The organism is Sphingomonas sp. 320_CC (genome assembly GCF_059691795.1).
Genome location: NZ_JCAWAE010000003.1, coordinates 35,061 through 49,799 on the forward strand (window position 1 = coordinate 35,061; position 14,739 = coordinate 49,799).

13 protein-coding genes and 1 pseudogene are annotated in these 14,739 nt (G+C 64.0%); 8 read left to right on the forward strand and 6 right to left on the reverse strand.

What is annotated here, in order from left to right; translation table 11 throughout:
• Positions 1-8 precede the first annotated feature (8 nt).
• The 6 genes from AC59GX_RS11675 to AC59GX_RS11700 all read left to right on the forward strand — a co-directional run bounded on the left by AC59GX_RS11675 (position 9) and on the right by AC59GX_RS11700 (position 5,991).
• Positions 9-353 carry an EthD family reductase gene (locus AC59GX_RS11675; protein WP_426281867.1) on the forward strand — a complete coding sequence of 115 codons (345 nt, stop codon included), beginning with the start codon at positions 9-11 and terminating at the stop codon, positions 351-353.
• Entirely contained in the window at positions 346-1,140 is a 795-nt protein-coding gene (locus AC59GX_RS11680) for an SDR family NAD(P)-dependent oxidoreductase (protein WP_426281796.1), read from the forward strand. Before AC59GX_RS11675 ends, AC59GX_RS11680 begins: the two co-directional genes overlap by 8 nt.
• On the forward strand, positions 1,133-2,629 hold the full coding sequence (locus tag AC59GX_RS11685; protein WP_426281795.1) for a class I adenylate-forming enzyme family protein: 1,497 nt from the start codon (positions 1,133-1,135) through the stop codon (positions 2,627-2,629). The genes AC59GX_RS11680 and AC59GX_RS11685 overlap by 8 nt, the downstream gene beginning before the upstream one ends.
• Positions 2,626-3,399 (forward strand): SDR family NAD(P)-dependent oxidoreductase, encoded by a 774-nt coding sequence (locus AC59GX_RS11690; protein WP_426281793.1) that lies wholly within the window; start codon positions 2,626-2,628, stop codon positions 3,397-3,399. Before AC59GX_RS11685 ends, AC59GX_RS11690 begins: the two co-directional genes overlap by 4 nt.
• A 115-nt stretch (positions 3,400-3,514) precedes the next feature.
• The gene (locus AC59GX_RS11695) at positions 3,515-4,588 is read left to right on the forward strand and encodes a phosphotransferase (protein ID WP_253071103.1); all 1,074 of its coding nucleotides are present in this window, start codon (positions 3,515-3,517) and stop codon (positions 4,586-4,588) included.
• A gap of 17 nt (positions 4,589-4,605) precedes the next feature.
• Positions 4,606-5,991 carry a carbohydrate porin gene (locus AC59GX_RS11700; protein ID WP_497301754.1) on the forward strand — a complete coding sequence of 462 codons (1,386 nt, stop codon included), beginning with the start codon at positions 4,606-4,608 and terminating at the stop codon, positions 5,989-5,991.
• Positions 5,992-6,331: 340 nt separating this feature from the next.
• Here the strand turns inward: AC59GX_RS11700 and AC59GX_RS11705 are convergent, their stop codons facing one another.
• Complete coding sequence (locus AC59GX_RS11705) at positions 6,332-7,066, reverse strand: SDR family oxidoreductase (RefSeq protein WP_426281790.1); 735 nt, start codon at positions 7,064-7,066, stop codon at positions 6,332-6,334.
• Between the two features lie 130 nt (positions 7,067-7,196).
• Between AC59GX_RS11705 and AC59GX_RS11710 the strand changes: the two genes are divergently transcribed.
• A complete protein-coding gene (locus tag AC59GX_RS11710; protein WP_426281788.1) occupies positions 7,197-7,508 on the forward strand; it encodes an ArsR/SmtB family transcription factor in 312 nt (103 codons plus the stop codon).
• Between the two features lie 219 nt (positions 7,509-7,727).
• Here AC59GX_RS11710 and AC59GX_RS11715 read toward each other — a convergent pair.
• The 4 genes and pseudogenes from AC59GX_RS11715 to AC59GX_RS11730 form a co-directional block, all read right to left on the reverse strand.
• Positions 7,728-7,865 (reverse strand): annotated as a pseudogene (locus AC59GX_RS11715) (helix-turn-helix domain-containing protein); the annotation flags it as partial.
• A gap of 59 nt (positions 7,866-7,924) precedes the next feature.
• The gene (locus AC59GX_RS11720; protein ID WP_426281787.1) at positions 7,925-8,212 is read right to left on the reverse strand and encodes an AraC family transcriptional regulator N-terminal domain-containing protein; all 288 of its coding nucleotides are present in this window, start codon (positions 8,210-8,212) and stop codon (positions 7,925-7,927) included.
• Positions 8,213-8,277: 65 nt separating this feature from the next.
• Positions 8,278-9,456 carry an acetyl-CoA C-acyltransferase gene (locus AC59GX_RS11725; protein ID WP_253071098.1) on the reverse strand — a complete coding sequence of 393 codons (1,179 nt, stop codon included), beginning with the start codon at positions 9,454-9,456 and terminating at the stop codon, positions 8,278-8,280.
• A gap of 132 nt (positions 9,457-9,588) precedes the next feature.
• The gene (locus AC59GX_RS11730) at positions 9,589-10,023 is read right to left on the reverse strand and encodes a MaoC family dehydratase (RefSeq protein WP_426281866.1); all 435 of its coding nucleotides are present in this window, start codon (positions 10,021-10,023) and stop codon (positions 9,589-9,591) included.
• A 157-nt stretch (positions 10,024-10,180) separates the two neighbouring features.
• On the opposite strand from AC59GX_RS11730, the gene putA reads away from it, so the two are divergent.
• A complete protein-coding gene (putA, locus tag AC59GX_RS11735) occupies positions 10,181-13,198 on the forward strand; it encodes a bifunctional proline dehydrogenase/L-glutamate gamma-semialdehyde dehydrogenase PutA (protein WP_426281864.1) in 3,018 nt (1,005 codons plus the stop codon).
• 357 nt (positions 13,199-13,555) lie between these two features.
• Here putA and AC59GX_RS11740 read toward each other — a convergent pair whose 3' ends face one another.
• Positions 13,556-14,731, reverse strand: coding sequence for a mechanosensitive ion channel family protein (locus AC59GX_RS11740; RefSeq protein WP_426281786.1), 1,176 nt, complete (start codon positions 14,729-14,731; stop codon positions 13,556-13,558).
• Positions 14,732-14,739 lie beyond the last annotated feature (8 nt).

Below are 14,739 nucleotides of genomic sequence, written 5' to 3' on the forward strand. Positions count from 1 at the left end.
AGGTCAGCATGGTCGTGCTCGCAAGCCGTCCCGACGACTGGACGCAGGCGCGTTTCACCGAGTGGTGGCGCGGGCCCCATGCCGATGCCGCCCGGGTGCTGCCTGGTCTCGTCGCGTATCGCCACGGCGTCGTGACGAAGGACTATGACAGTCCCGAAACGCCGGGATGGGACGGGCACGCCGTGCTGACCTTCGTTGATCAGGCGGCGCTCGACGTCGCCTTCGCCTCGCCCGAATGGAAGGCGGCGACCGCCCAGACCCGGGGAATGGGCGGCCGCCGCATCATCCTGATCACCGAGGAGGTCGATCTGCTGGAAGGGCCGGTTCGGTCGAAGGAGTATGGAGATGAGTGAACTCTCTCCTGGCTTTATGGCGCAAGGCTTTCGACTGGACGGCCAGCGTGCGCTCATCACGGGCGGACGCGGCGCACTAGCGGAGGCAATGGCCGCGACCTTGGCGGATCTAGGCTGCGCCGTGGCACTCGCCTCCCGCAACGGCGACGAATGTGTTGCGTTGGCCAACACGATCACCGAGCGCTTTGGCACGCAGGCGATCGGACTGTCCTGCGATATTTCGGATGAGGACTCCGTCGAGGCCGCCATGGCCGAGACGATCGCGCGACTTGGCGGTCTCGATATCCTCGTCAACAATGCCGGCGCCTCGTGGTGGGGGCTCCCACAGGACATTCCGCTCAAGGGCTGGCGCAAGGTCATGGAGGTGAACGTCACCGGCACGTTCCTCGCGTGCCGGCATGCGGCACGGCACATGATCGCGCATGGCGGTGGTGCGATCGTCAACATCGCCTCGGTCGGCGCCTTCATCTCCTACCGCCCTGCGGATGGCCAGGTCGTGCCGTACACGACGAGCAAGGCGGCTATCGTCCACCTGACGAGTGATCTGGCTGCGCAATGGGCTGAACACGGCATACGCGTGAATGCGATCGCGCCCGGATCGATCGAGACCGGCATGACCGAGACGCTCGATCCCGCGATTCAGGAAAAAACTCGGGCACGCATCCTGATGGGGCGCTTCGGACACCCCGACGAAGTCTCAGGTACGCTGGCCCTACTTGCCTCCCAGGCCGGCAGTTTCATTACCGGCCAGACTTTCCTCGTGGACGGAGGGCAATCCATTGGCTGACCTGAGCGCGGATGGACTTGTCTGGTCGGACGACCGGCTGTGGCCGCAGTTCGTGGCGAGGGCCGACGAAGATCCAGTCGCGACGGCTCTGGTCGATTGCGATGATCGACGATGGACACGGGGCGAGCTTCGCGCCGAGGCGGATACCCTCCAGGTCCGTCTGCGTGCGGCGGGAGTCGGCGCAGGATCCCGCGTGCTGGTCGCCGGGCACAAGCGTGCGAGCACCTTGGTCATCGCGCTCGCCGTATCGGCGTGCGAGGCGATCTTCTGCCCCTATTCGCCGAAATTGTCCGACGCCGACCGGACGATGCTGGAGAGCCGGCTGAGCCATGCCGCGCACATCTTCGTGGATCCCGACGACGCGATCCGTATCGATCCCGTTCCTTCGACAGCTCGCTCCAACGATTTTCGCAACCGCGACGCCGCGCTGATCGGGTTCACGTCCGGTACTACAGGCGTGCCCAAGGGTGTGATGCACGGGTCGACGGCGTTGAACTACGCGACGCGTGCCTGCGCTGCCAACGCCGGCCTGAAGCCAGGAGACTCGATCCTGGGGATCGTACCGCTCGACAGCGCGCCGGGCTTCACGTTCACCGCGCATTTCGCCCTGTCGCTTGGCCACCCCCTCGTGTTGATCGATCCATGGGACCCCGTGACAGCGATGCGACGTGCGACCCTTCATGGCTGCGGCTGGGCGATCATGGTGCCGACGCACCTTTATACGATGGTGGAGGCGGCAAAGACAGGCGCGTGGTCGGGGCGATTGCCGTTACGCGCCGTGGCCGTTGGCGGTAGTGCCATGACGCCTGAATTGATCGCCGATGCCGATGCTCTGCTGGGCCTGAAGGCGCTGCGTATGTTCGGCATGTCGGAATGCATGGGACATTGTTCGACCGTGCCGGCAGACACGCTGTTGCGGCGACAATCGACCGATGGGCGACCCTTCCCGGGAACGCTCGAGGAAGCCTTCGATCTGGATGGTCGCTCGCTGCCACGCGGTGGGCGTGGACAGGCGGGCGTGCGCGGACCCTCGCTGTTCCTGGGCTATGCCGAGAATCTGGGAGCCGGACAGGAGCGCATGACGCCCGACGGCTACTACCTGACCGGCGACGAGATCGTGCGCGACGATGAGGGATATGTCCGGGTGGTGGGTCGGATCAAGGACCAGATCATTCGCGGCGGCCTGAACATCGACCCCGCCGAGATCGAAGCCGCGCTACTGCGCCATCCGGCACTTGCCGAAGTGGCAGTGGTCGGCGTTCCGGAACGCAAGCTTGGCGAGCAGGCTTGCGCAGTCTGTCGGATACGCGATGGCGCGTCGCCAATCAGTTTCGACGAGATGATCGCGCATCTCCAACGCGAAGGCATGTCGCGCAAGAAATGGCCGGAACATCTGGTCCTGGTCGATGAGATGGCGATCGGCGCGACCGGAAAGCTCGACAAGAAGGCCATGGCCGCGCGTGCGGTTGCCGCACTGGTGTCGGCATGACTGGATTTTCGTTCGATCTGACCGGCCGTGTCGCGCTGGTCACAGGGGCATCCTCGGGACTGGGGCGTCGGTTTGCGACCATATTGGCGGCGAGCGGTGCGAAAGCGGTGATCGGCGCGCGGCGTGCCGAACTGCTCGACACGCTTGCGCAGGAGATAGCGGACAATGGCGGCGAAGCGCTGCCGCTGGCGATGGATGTCACCGACGAGGCCTCGATCATCGCGGCCTATGACGAAGCCGCAGCACGCTTCGGCCCGGTCGATACGGTCATTGCCAACGCCGGACTGAACGTCGCAGGCAGTTCTCTCGGGCTGGAGGCCGACGCCTTCGACCGGATCGTCGCGGTCAATCTGCGCGGTGTGTTCCTGACGGCACGCGAAGGTGCGCGGCGCATGGTGGCAGCCGGATCGCAGGACCGCGAACATGGTCGCATCACGATAATATCGTCGATCACCGCGCATCAGCCGGGGGCGGGCATTGCGCCGTACAGTGCGACAAAGGCTGCCGTCGCCCAGATGGGGCGATCGCTGGCGAAGGACTGGGCGCGCAAGGGCATCAACGTCAACGTGCTTTGCCCCGGCTACATCTCCACCGAAATGAACGAGACGCTTTGGGATCAGCCGGCGGGGCAGGGGCTGCTCGCGTCCTTTCCACGAAAGCGCGTTATGGACAGCGACGCGCTTGACGCGATGATCCTGTATTTCTCGTCCGATGCAAGCCGGAACCTGACCGGTTCGGTGATGACGATCGACGACGGACAGACGCTTTGAGGGTTTGGCATACCAGGGTTGGTCAGTGCCATACCGCGTGTCGCACCGCCGAACTGACGCTGGTTTTCCCGGTGAACGGCTACCGCGGCGCCGCAAGTTGGGGGTCGAGCACGTCATGACGCGGGTCTCCGATGCCAATCTGGGGACCACGCCAGTACGCCCGGGTTTCGAGCTTGACGAAGGCGCGTTGGACACGTGGATGCGGGCGCATGTTGCGGACTATCAGGGGCCGCTGATCGTCACGCAGTTTCGCGGTGGGCAATCCAATCCGACTTACCATCTGGCCACGCCGAAGCGACGTTACGTCCTGCGTCGCAAGCCGCCCGGGCCGTTGCTGAAGGGCGCTCATGCCGTCGACCGCGAAGCTAGGGTGCTGATCGCACTCGAGCGTGCCGGCTTTCCGGTGGCGCACGTTTACGGACTGTCGGTGGACGACACGGTGATCGGCACGATGTTCTACGTCATGGACATGGTCGAAGGGCGCGTCGTCTGGGACGCGACCTTCCCTGACGTACCTGCCGAGGAGCGGGCTGCGTATTTCGATGCGATGAATGCGACGATGGCGCAGCTTCACGGGATCGATCCAGACGCGATCGGGCTCGCGGACTATGGTAGGCCCGGCAATTACTTCGAACGTCAGATCGCGCGTTGGTCGAGCCAGTATCTGTCCGACGATGCCGCAGGGCGGGATCCGTATATGGACCGGCTCGTCGAATGGCTGCCGGCGAACATTCCCCTCGACGACGATGCGTCATCCATCGTGCATGGCGACTTCCGCTGCGACAATCTGATCTTTCATCCCAGCGAACCCCGGATATTGGCCGTACTCGATTGGGAATTGTCGACTCTCGGGCATCCGGGAGCGGACTTCGCCTATCATGCCATGATGTACCGGATGCCGGCACATATCGTCGCCGGGCTTGGTGGTGTGGATCCGGCGTCGCTCCGGATCCCGTCCGAACAAGCGTATCTGCAAGCCTATTGTGCCCGGCGTGGCTTGGCTTCGATGCCCGGATACGACTTCTACATCGCGTTCAACTTCTTCCGCCTCGCCGCGATCTTCCACGGAATAAAGGGCCGCGTGCTGAACGGTACGGCGGCGTCTGCCGAGGCACGCCAGCGCGTCGCGGTGCTGCCCGAATTGATGGCGCTGGCCTGGGCGCAGGCGGAGCGCGCGACGCGTCGCTGATATTTGGAGAGTTGCGTATGTCCGATCCTACCGCATTCTGCTGCGTTGCAGCGCTATTGGCGGTGTCAGCGCCCTCCGTGGCTCTTGCTCAGGTGCCCCCGCGACCGGATCCCCCCGAACAGACGACACAGCCTGCGACAACCAGCGCACTGCCAGACGACAGCGTCTTGCCCACGCCCGATCGCTTCAAGCGGTTCGACGATCTTAGTCTGAAGGGATGGGCGATCTCGTATCCCAAGGTCGCCGATACGATCCTCGCCGATCATCTGGGCGTTCGTGATGCGCTCGCCGATATCGGCATCGGCATTTCGCCGATCAATACGGCTAATTTCCAGTATGACTTCTTGCAGAACGATCGCGGCTATCGTGGACCACAGCTTTATAACGGCCAGCGGATAACACGAACCAATACCACGGCCAGCCTCACCGCGACCTATGATCTCGGCCGTATTGGCCTCAAGGGTGGACAGATCGCAACGACATTGAGCATCGTCGACAACAGCTTTCCAGCAGTGAACGGTCCGAAGAAAATCCGGATCGGTCGTCTGCACTATTATCAGGATGTGATCGCCGGGGTGTTGGACTTCAAAGCGGGCTACATCGACAACACGCAGGAGTTCCTCGGGATCAACGTCGGTGGCAATCTGGCAACCGGAAACCTCGGACCGCAGGCGACGATCCCGTTCCAACTCGGTTTGAGTTATGGCGGGTTCGCAGCGCCCGGTATCAACGTCCGGGTACGATCGAAGACCGGCTTCTACAACAAATTCGGTATTCAGCGCAGCTTGCCACCCGGGGGTGCGACCGCGGAGAACGCCGTAAACCCGGGAGGTTTTCGTTTCTCTCCGCCAGGTACTGGCGTCTTATTGATCGACGAAATCGGTTTCAATCGGGCATCGGCGCCCGGAACGAAATCTGCCTGGGTACGGTTCGGCGGCATTCATAATTCGACGCGCTACACGCATTTCTCGGATGGTGCGCAAAAAGATAATTGGGCCGTTTTCGTCGCTGCCGATCGACAGCTGACGCAGACCGATCCGGCGAAACCCTTTCGCGGAATCTATGCCGGAGCGACATTCAACTACGCGCCACCGGAACAGAACTTCTTCACGCAATATTACGAAGGCCGCGTCTATGGCGTCGGTCTCATCAAAAGCCGTCCGTTCGATCTGGCGTCGTTGGTAACAACGTATAACGTGTATAGTCCGGAGGGACTGCGCGCTCGTGTCCCGACAAACCAATCATTCTACAAAGGTACCTGGGCTGCCACGGCCAGCTACGCCTATCGCGCTGCGGCGGGGATCTATATCCAGCCGGGCTTGGGAGTAACGGTGCATCCGATCTTCAGCCCAAGGTTCGGGCCAGCACTGAACGGCTACCTGAGCCTGATCACGTTGTTCTGAGGCTTCCACCAGCGCTGCAAGGCTGATTGCATATCGCCAAGATCCCGATCAATCTCCTGGAGCAATCCGGACCGTCCAAGCGTGTTCGCCAACGTCTACTTGCCATTCGCAAGGGGCCGCCGTCATGGCCGGTTAGTCGCTCATCGCGCTATTTCCGCACAGATCTTCCTCGAGTTCGAAAGTGTCGAAACAGCGTACTTGGCACTGAGACGCAGGATGCGCCAAGCCCGGGTGATGCGATCAGCTTGAGATACTCCAGGACAGCCGTGCTCCCTTCGATCGCACCCTCGCCCAAGCGCGATCAGCCCCTCCAACTTGGCGGAGGGGCTGACCGGTAGCGTTAGGCAGCCGCGCCTCCGTCGATGTTGAGCGTGGTACCCGTAATATAGCTCGCATCGGGACCGGCGAGGAACGAGACCGCACCCGCGATTTCCTCGACTTTGCCGTAGCGGCCAAGCGGAATGTATCCGATCATCTGCTGCGCAAACTCGCCGTTGGCGGGGTTCATGTCTGTGTCGATCGGGCCTGGCTGCACCGTGTTCACCAGAATATTGCGTGATGCGAGATCTTTCGCCCAGCCTCGCGCCAACGCCGCAACGGCCGCCTTGGTCGCGCTGTAGACCGCGGTCGCCGGGAAGGCGAGCTCGCCCGAGACGCTGCCTATCAGGATGATCCGCCCACCGTCGTTCAGGTGCGACAGCGCCGCGCGTGTGCCAACGTGGAGGCCTTTCACGTTGACGTCGAACTGGCGATCGAAGGTCTCGTCCGTATCGTCGGCGACGGCAGAGAATTCCGCCACGCCGGCATTGTGGACCAGGATGTCGATCGCGCCGAGCACGGCGGCGGCCTGCTCGACGCCCGCGCGTTGCGATGCAGGGTCGGCAGCGTCTGCCTGGAATGCGAAGGCAGTGCCGCCGGCACTCTCGATTGCCGCCACGGTAGCGTCGGCGGCAGCCTTGTTGCCGGCGTAGGTGATCGCGACGGCTGCACCGTCGGCAGCCAGTCGCTTGGCAATTGCTGCGCCGATGCCGCGTGATCCACCGGTGACGAGCGCTTTTTTGCCCTGAAGTGACATGTCAATTCTCCGAAATGTGGCCCGCGATCACGCCGTCGTGTGCTGTCGGCAAGAGGGAACATAAGCTGACGCTTCCACAGTTCAACATATCCGAACTATTAAAGTGGAGCCGCTCCATTATATGAGCCCGATGCCCCGTTTCACGCATCCCCGTCTTGAGGACGTTCCGCTCGATCTCGCTCTCCACGCGCTGGCCGATCCCAATCGGCTGGCAATGGTGGCACGGTTGGCCATGACCGAGCGGCTGAGCTGCACCGACGCGGCACCATGCGAGTCGATCCCCAAGAGCACGCTGTCCAATCACCTGAAGCTGCTTCGCGCCGCGGGGCTGATCGAGACGACGCAGGCTGGGCGCGAGATGATCAACACGCTGCGACGCTCCGATTTCGACCGGCGTTTCCCGGGCCTGCTCGACGTGGTGCTCGCCAACAGCCTTGCCTGACGCATACCGCGATGCCGACAGATCCGGCGCCGTATCGGGACCGAAGCTGGCGGTGTCGCAAGGCAGTCCGAGTGTCCGGAATTGGGCCGGGTTGCCTCGTTCCGCGAAAACCTCGCTGAATTGGTCTGCGGCGTTTGCGCTCTTGGTATCGCGAGAGGATGGTGAGCCAAAGAGCCGGGCATACTCGCGACTGAATCGCGATACGCTTTCGTACCCGACGGCATAGCCGGCCGCGGCAACATCGCGGCCGCTGACGATTAGTCGACAAGCCTTCTGCAATCGCAAGCTCTTCTGATACTGTAGCGGGCTCATCGCCGTTGCCGTTCGAAAATGCCGATGTAGCGAAGCCGAACTCATGCCTGCCTCATCGGTCAACGCTTCGACGCGTAAAGGCTGGTCGAACTGTTCGCGTTAGCTTAATCGCGCGGCGACCTGCGAAAGGCGGCTATCCGCACGCGCGATCTGGCGGACGATCGCTCCCTGCGCGCCCTGAAGTAGGCGGTAAGGGATCCATGCTCGCAAAGCGGCGCCAATACCGTGATGTCCTGCGGCGCGTCGAGTAGCCGCAGCAGGCGTAGCCAGGCGTCGAGCAGTTCAGTAATAGAAGGGCCGGGCGGCGTTTTAGTTTCGTAATGCGTCGTAGGGACCCGACTGCGTGCTGTTCCAGAATATTGAACGGAGCTGCTAACACGGCCGGGGACCATATAGGCAAGACGATGGGGACAGCGCCGGTGTAGTACGTGGGCTACACCGGCGCTGCATTTCGAATTTACAGCACCTCGAACAACCCGGCCGCGCCCATGCCGCCGCCGACGCACATCGTGACGACGACATACTTTGCGCCGCGACGCTTGCCTTCGATCAGCGCGTGGCCCGTCGCGCGGGCGCCGGTCATGCCGTAGGGGTGGCCGATCGAGATCGCGCCGCCGCTGACGTTGAGCAACTCGTCGGGAATGCCGAGATGGTCGCGGCAATAGAGGACCTGGACCGCGAACGCCTCGTTCAGTTCCCACAGGCCGATATCGTCCATCTTCAGCCCGAAGCGCTTTAGCAGCTTGGGGATCGCTACGACCGGACCGATGCCCATCTCGTCGGGCTCGGTGCCGCCGACCGCCATGCCGACATAGCGACCGAGTGGCTGGAGACCGCGCTGCGAGGCGATTTTCTCTTCCATCAGTACCGACGACGACGAGCCATCCGAGAGCTGCGAAGCGTTGCCCGCGGTGATCGTGAAGTCGGGGCCCATCACGGGCTTCAGCGACTGGAGCCCTTCCAGCGTGGTGTCGGCGCGGTTGCCCTCGTCCTTGGTGATCGTCACGTCCTTGTACGTGACCTCCTTCGTCTCTTTGTTGACGATGGCCATGTTGGCATCGACTGGCACGATCTCGGCATCGAAATAACCGGCTGCCTGTGCGGCGGCAGTGCGTTGCTGCGACTGGAGCGCGTACGCGTCCATCGCATCGCGGCTGATGCCGTAGCGCTTGGCGACGACTTCGGCAGTCTGCAGCATCGGCATGTAGACGTCCTTGTGCATCGCGATCAGCTGGGGATCGGGGGCGACGCGCATCTGCGGGGTCTGGACGAGGCTGATGCTCTCGACGCCGCCGCCGATCGTGATGTCCATGTTGTCGGTGATGATCTGCTTGGCCGCGGTGGCGATCGCCATCAGTCCGGAGGCGCACTGGCGGTCGACCGACATGCCCGAGACGGTGACGGGGAGGCCGGCGCGCAGCAACGACGTGCGGGCGATGTTGCCGGCCTGGTGGCCCTGCTGGAGCGCGCAGCCGAAGACGACGTCGTCGACTTCCGCCCCGTCGATGCCGGCGCGCTCGACCGCGGCCTTGATCGAATGCGAGGCGAGCGTGGGGGCGGGGGTGTTGTTGAAGCCGCCGCGATAGGCGCGGCCGATGGGGGTGCGGGCGGTGGAGACGATGACGGCTGAACGCATGATTTTATCCTTATCTGCTCCCTTCCCGCTTGCGGGAGGGGTTGGGGGAGGGGGTGGCCAGAGCAGCCGGCGCAATCGCGGCTATATCGGACCCTCCCCTGACCCCTCCCGCAAGCGGGAGGGGAATTAGTTTCAAACGAAGACTTGGCTGATCCATTCGGCGATCAGGGCGGGCTTTTCCTGGCCCTCGATCTCGACGGAAAACGCGTTGGTCTGCTGCCACTGGCCGGGACGCTTCTCGTCGAACGAGAGCAGCTTGAAGCGGCCGCGGACTTTCGAGCCGGAGCGGACGGGGGTCAGGAAGCGGACAGAGTTGCCGCCATAATTGACGCCCATCTTCGCGCCCTCGATGGTCGGCGCGTCGGGCACCTTCGACGACAGCAGCGGCATCAGCGACAGCGTCAGGAAGCCGTGCGCGATCGTGCCGCCGAACGGGGTCTGTGCCGCGCGGACCGGATCGATGTGGATGAACTGGTGGTCGCCGGTCGCGTCGGCGAACTTGTCGATCATGTCTTGCGTGACCTCGACCCAGTCGGAAACCGTCTCGGTGCCGATGCGCTGGTGCATCTGCGCGGTGGTGATCGTCGCCACGGCATTCCCCTCAAAGCTCATTTGGCGCTAAGCGCTGCAATGTCTCTAGGCGTACAGGCGAGCGGATCGCAAGCCTCACCCAACCGGAAGCTGGAAAATGTCGACTGCCGTAACGTCCAATGCCCGCGATATCATGGCAAAGCTGTACCGCGCGAGCGAACCCGATGTTCTAAAACCGCTGCTGGACCGCGCCGCGCTCGATTCGGATTCGCGCGAACGTGTGATGGGGCATGCGCTGGGCCTGCTCGCGGACCTGCGAGCGGCGCAGAGCAAGGGCTGGGTGAACCAGTTCCTCCAGGAATATCGGCTCAATTCGTCGGAAGGCGTCGCGTTGCTGTCGCTGGCGGAAGCGTTCCTGCGCGTGCCCGATCCCGAGACGGCGGACCTGCTGATCGCGGACAAGCTGGGCGATGCCGACTGGCGCGCGCATGCGGGCAAGTCGAATTCGAAGCTGGTCAATTCGGCGACCTGGGGGCTGGTGGTCGGCCGCGTGCTGGTCGGCGAGGGATCGACGGGACCGCTGCGGCGCCTGATCAGCCGCGCGGGCGAGCCGTTCGTGCGGCAGGCGGTCGGCGCGGCGATGAAGATGATGGGCGAGATCTTCGTGATGGGTCGCACCATCGACGAGGCGATGAAGCGGATGCGCCGGCCGGAGAACAAGGGCTTCACGGCGAGCTTTGATATGCTCGGCGAGGCGGCGCGGACGCATGCCGATGCGCAGCGATACTTCCAGGCGTATGTCGGTGCGGTCGACGCGGTCGGGCGCGATCCGGCGGCGGGGCACTCGATCTCGGTCAAGCTGTCGGCGCTGCATCCACGGTACGAAGTGGCGCGGTGGAGTGAGTGCGTGCCCGCGCTGACCGAGATGCTGGAAGCGCTTGCGGTGCAGGCGGCGTCGAAGGGCATCGCGCTTACCGTCGACGCGGAGGAATCCGAAAGGCTGGAGATGAGCCTCGACATCATCGGCACGGTCGCTGGGCTGCCGTCGCTGAAGGGCTGGGACGGGTTCGGCATGGCGGTGCAGGCCTATGGCAAGCGCGCGCGGCCGGTGATCGAATGGGCGAACGGGCTGGACCGCGTGATGAACGTGCGGCTGGTGAAGGGCGCGTATTGGGACAGCGAGATCAAGCGCACGCAGGTCGAGGGGCTGGCGGACTATCCACTGTTCACGCGCAAGGCGGCGACCGACGTGTCGTACCTGGCCGTGGCGAAGGACATGCTGGCCGCGGAGAATATCCGGCCGGCGTTCGCGAGCCACAACGCGCTGACGGTCGCGACGATCATGGAGTGGGCGGGCAACTCGCGCGACTTCGAGTTCCAACGGCTGCACGGGATGGGTGACGGGCTGTACGAGCGGCTGGTGCAGGAGAATGGCTATCATTGCCGGGTTTACGCGCCGGTTGGCGGGCATCGGGATTTGCTGGCGTATCTTGTTCGGCGGTTGTTGGAGAATGGGGCTAATTCGAGTTTCGTGCATCAGTTGGCGGACGAGCGGCTGACCGAGGCGGAGATTCTGGCGGATCCGGTGGCGAAGATCGCTGCGGTGGGGGGGAAGCGGCATCCCAGCATTCCGTTGCCGGTGGATTTGTTCGGGGCCTGCGGGCACCGCAATTCTGCTGGATTGGATTTGAGTGATGTGGGGACGCTGGAGGCGGTGGTGAAGGCCGTGAACGCACCGTTGGCCCATACGCCGTTCCCCCGCGAAGGCGGGGGCCCAGACTCGGCGCGAAGCGCCGACCGCGCTGACGCGCGTGATTTGGAGGGGCTGGGCCCCCGCCTTCGCGGGGGAACGGTAGAAGATGCCATCACGCGTGCACATGCGGCGTTTCCGGCTTGGTCGACCACGCCCGTCGACGAACGCGCGGCTTGCCTCGAACGGCTTGCCGACCTGCTCGAGAAGCATCACGACGAACTCATGGCGATCTGCGTGCAGGAGGCGTTCAAGACGATTGGCGACGCGATTGGCGAGGTGCGCGAAGCAGCCGATTTCTGTCGCTACTATGCGCAGCAGGCGCGGCTGAACTTGCATCCGATCGAACTGCCGGGGCCGACGGGCGAGCGGAACACGCTGCATATCGAGGGTCGGGGTGTCTGGGCGACGATTGCGCCGTGGAACTTCCCGCTGGCGATCTTTCTCGGACAGACGGTGGCGGCGCTCGTCACCGGCAACACCGTGGTTGCCAAGCCTGCGCCGCAGACCCCGCGGATCGCGGCGCGTGCGGTTGAGCTTGCGCATGAGGCTGGCGTGCCGGTCGATGCGCTGGTGCTCGTGACCGGCGGGCCGGAGGTTGGCGCGGCGCTGACGGCGGATGTGCGCATCCAGGGTGTCGCGTTCACCGGATCGACCGCGACGTCGCGGAAGATCGCACGGTCATTGCTCGACGACGAGACGCGGCCGATCGTGCCGCTGATCGCGGAGACCGGCGGGATCAACGCGATGATAGTCGATTCCACCGCGCTGCCTGAGCAGGTGGTGGCGGACGTGATCGCGTCGTCGTTCCGGTCGGCGGGGCAGCGGTGCTCGGCGCTGCGCTTGCTGCTGGTGCAGGAGGACATCGCCGACGGCGTGATCGAGATGCTGTCGGGGGCGATGGAGACGTTGCGGATCGGGCGCTCGGGCGATCCCGCGACCGATGTCGGGCCGGTAATCGACCAGGCCGCGTATGATCGGCTGATGGCCTACCGCGAGAGCGTGAAGGCGAAGATCGTCAAGACGCTCGATGCGCCGGCGGATGGGCTGTTCGTGCCGCCGACTCTGGTTCGGATCGGGGCGATCGAGGATTTGAACCAGGAGTGGTTCGGGCCGATCCTGCACGTGGCGACGTGGGAGGCGGGGAAGCTGAGCGAGACGATCGCTCGGGTCAACGCGAAGGGGTATGGGCTGACGATGGGCCTGCACAGCCGTATCGCGCGGGCGGCCGAGGTGATCGAGGCCGAGGCTGCGGTGGGAAATTTGTACATCAACCGGTCGATGATCGGCGCGGTCGTGGGGTCTCAGCCTTTTGGTGGTGAGGGGCTTTCGGGGACGGGGCCGAAGGCTGGTGGGCCGCGATATCTTTATCGGTTCTGTGCCGAGCGGGCGGTTTCGGTGGATACGACGAGTGCGGGCGGGAACGCGACGTTGCTGTCGTTGGATGAGGGTGGAATTTAGTCTCTCCTCAACCGGACACGGCCTACGCGTGGGTCACTTGTAGAGCACCTCCCCGGCGGAGGCCGGGGTCCAATTGGGGAACTGTGCTGACGACCGTCGCGCTTCGTTACTGCGACCTTGCCAATTGGGCCCCGGCCTTCGCCGGGGTGGTGTTGGGCGTGGCGGCGAGCTCTTTATGTCCAGCTTGTCTCGGCCGACTCGATTTCACGGTACTCTAGCAAGCATTGTTTCCCCGCGAAGGCGGGGACCCAGACTGGGCTCCCGCCTTCGCGGGAGAACAAGATAGGGTAGGGCTACCCTAACCGGCGCGTACATTCCGAAGCCGAAGGCGAAGGCGTCGAGCGGCCGGGTAGATAATCAGGCGGGCGTTGCTTCCGTGTCCGCCCGTCGCCCTTCGAGATACGGCATCACCATCGAGCCATCCGGCGCGGCCATCATGTTGACCTGCGTCGGGAACGCGATCTCGATCTTCTCGTCGTTGAACCGCTTCAGGATTGCGATGCCAACGGCCGTCCGACCGTCGTAGAAACTCGCATAGTCGGGCCCCTTGCTGTCGAACTGGACCTCGAAATCCAGGCTCGACGCGCCGAAGCCGGTGAAACCTGCGCGGGTGAAGATCTTGTCGTTGGCTTCGACGATCTCCTTCAGCATTGCGGGGATGCGCGAGCAGACCTCCGGGGGCGTCGAATAGGTGACGCCGATGACGAACTTCGCGCGGCGGTGGTTGCGCTGCGTGTTGTTAAGAATCTCCTTGTTGAGGAGGTTCTTGTTCGAGATCACGCGCTCCTCGCCGTCGATGCCGCGAATGCGCGTTGACTTGAGGCCGATCGCCTCGACGCTGCCCGAGGCGGTGTCGTAGCTGATCGAGTCGCCGCGGCGGAACGGGCGGTCGAAGATGATCGCTAGCGCGGCGAACAGGTCGGCGAAGATGCCCTGTGCCGCCAGGCCGATCGCGATGCCACCGACGCCGAGACCCGCGACGAGGCCGGTGACGTTGACGCCGAGATTGTCGAGGACGACCACCAGCGCGACCGCGAAGACGACGAAAGTGACGAGCAGGCGGATCAGCCCCATCGCCGAGAGCAGCGCTTCGCCCGAATAATGTTCGGACTGCGTGCGGTGCTCGATCGCGCCGAGGATGATCTCGCGGACCCAGACGGCGGCCTGGAACACCGCGGCGACGGTGAAGAGGAAATTGATCGTCGTCGCGACTTCGCCGGGGGCGGCGGAGTATCCGGCGACCAGCTTGGCGGCGAGCATGACGATGAAGAAATTGCCGGTGCGTGCGATCGCCTTGCCGACGACGATACCCCAGCCGTTCAGCGCGCGCGGGCGTTCGCAGAGCTTGCTGCCGAAGCGGCGCGCAGTGTGGAGCGCGACGACGATCACCGCGCCGATCCCGAATGCTATCAGGATCTGGAGCCAATAGGCTTGCACCCAAGCGAAGCTGGCGGTGACTAAGCCCTGCGCTTGGTCGCCGACGTCGCCCGCGTCGAAGATCGGTTGCTTGGCGGCGGCAGTGGTATTGGTCATGGAAATAC

Excerpts from the sequence above, each read along its gene's own strand:
- AC59GX_RS11675 (WP_426281867.1), top strand. The coding sequence starts at position 9 with ATGGTCGTGCTCGCAAGCCGTCCCGACGACTGGACGCAGGCGCGTTTC.
- AC59GX_RS11680 (WP_426281796.1), top strand. The coding sequence starts at position 346 with ATGAGTGAACTCTCTCCTGGCTTTATGGCGCAAGGCTTTCGACTGGAC.
- AC59GX_RS11690 (WP_426281793.1), top strand. The coding sequence starts at position 2,626 with ATGACTGGATTTTCGTTCGATCTGACCGGCCGTGTCGCGCTGGTCACA.
- AC59GX_RS11695 (WP_253071103.1), top strand. The coding sequence starts at position 3,515 with ATGACGCGGGTCTCCGATGCCAATCTGGGGACCACGCCAGTACGCCCG.
- AC59GX_RS11700 (WP_497301754.1), top strand. The coding sequence starts at position 4,606 with ATGTCCGATCCTACCGCATTCTGCTGCGTTGCAGCGCTATTGGCGGTG.
- AC59GX_RS11705 (WP_426281790.1), bottom strand. The coding sequence starts at position 7,066 with ATGTCACTTCAGGGCAAAAAAGCGCTCGTCACCGGTGGATCACGCGGC.
- AC59GX_RS11710 (WP_426281788.1), top strand. The coding sequence starts at position 7,197 with ATGCCCCGTTTCACGCATCCCCGTCTTGAGGACGTTCCGCTCGATCTC.
- AC59GX_RS11720 (WP_426281787.1), bottom strand. The coding sequence starts at position 8,212 with ATGGTCCCCGGCCGTGTTAGCAGCTCCGTTCAATATTCTGGAACAGCA.
- AC59GX_RS11725 (WP_253071098.1), bottom strand. The coding sequence starts at position 9,456 with ATGCGTTCAGCCGTCATCGTCTCCACCGCCCGCACCCCCATCGGCCGC.
- AC59GX_RS11730 (WP_426281866.1), bottom strand. The coding sequence starts at position 10,023 with ATGCACCAGCGCATCGGCACCGAGACGGTTTCCGACTGGGTCGAGGTC.
- putA (WP_426281864.1), top strand. The coding sequence starts at position 10,181 with ATGGCAAAGCTGTACCGCGCGAGCGAACCCGATGTTCTAAAACCGCTG.
- AC59GX_RS11740 (WP_426281786.1), bottom strand. The coding sequence starts at position 14,731 with ATGACCAATACCACTGCCGCCGCCAAGCAACCGATCTTCGACGCGGGC.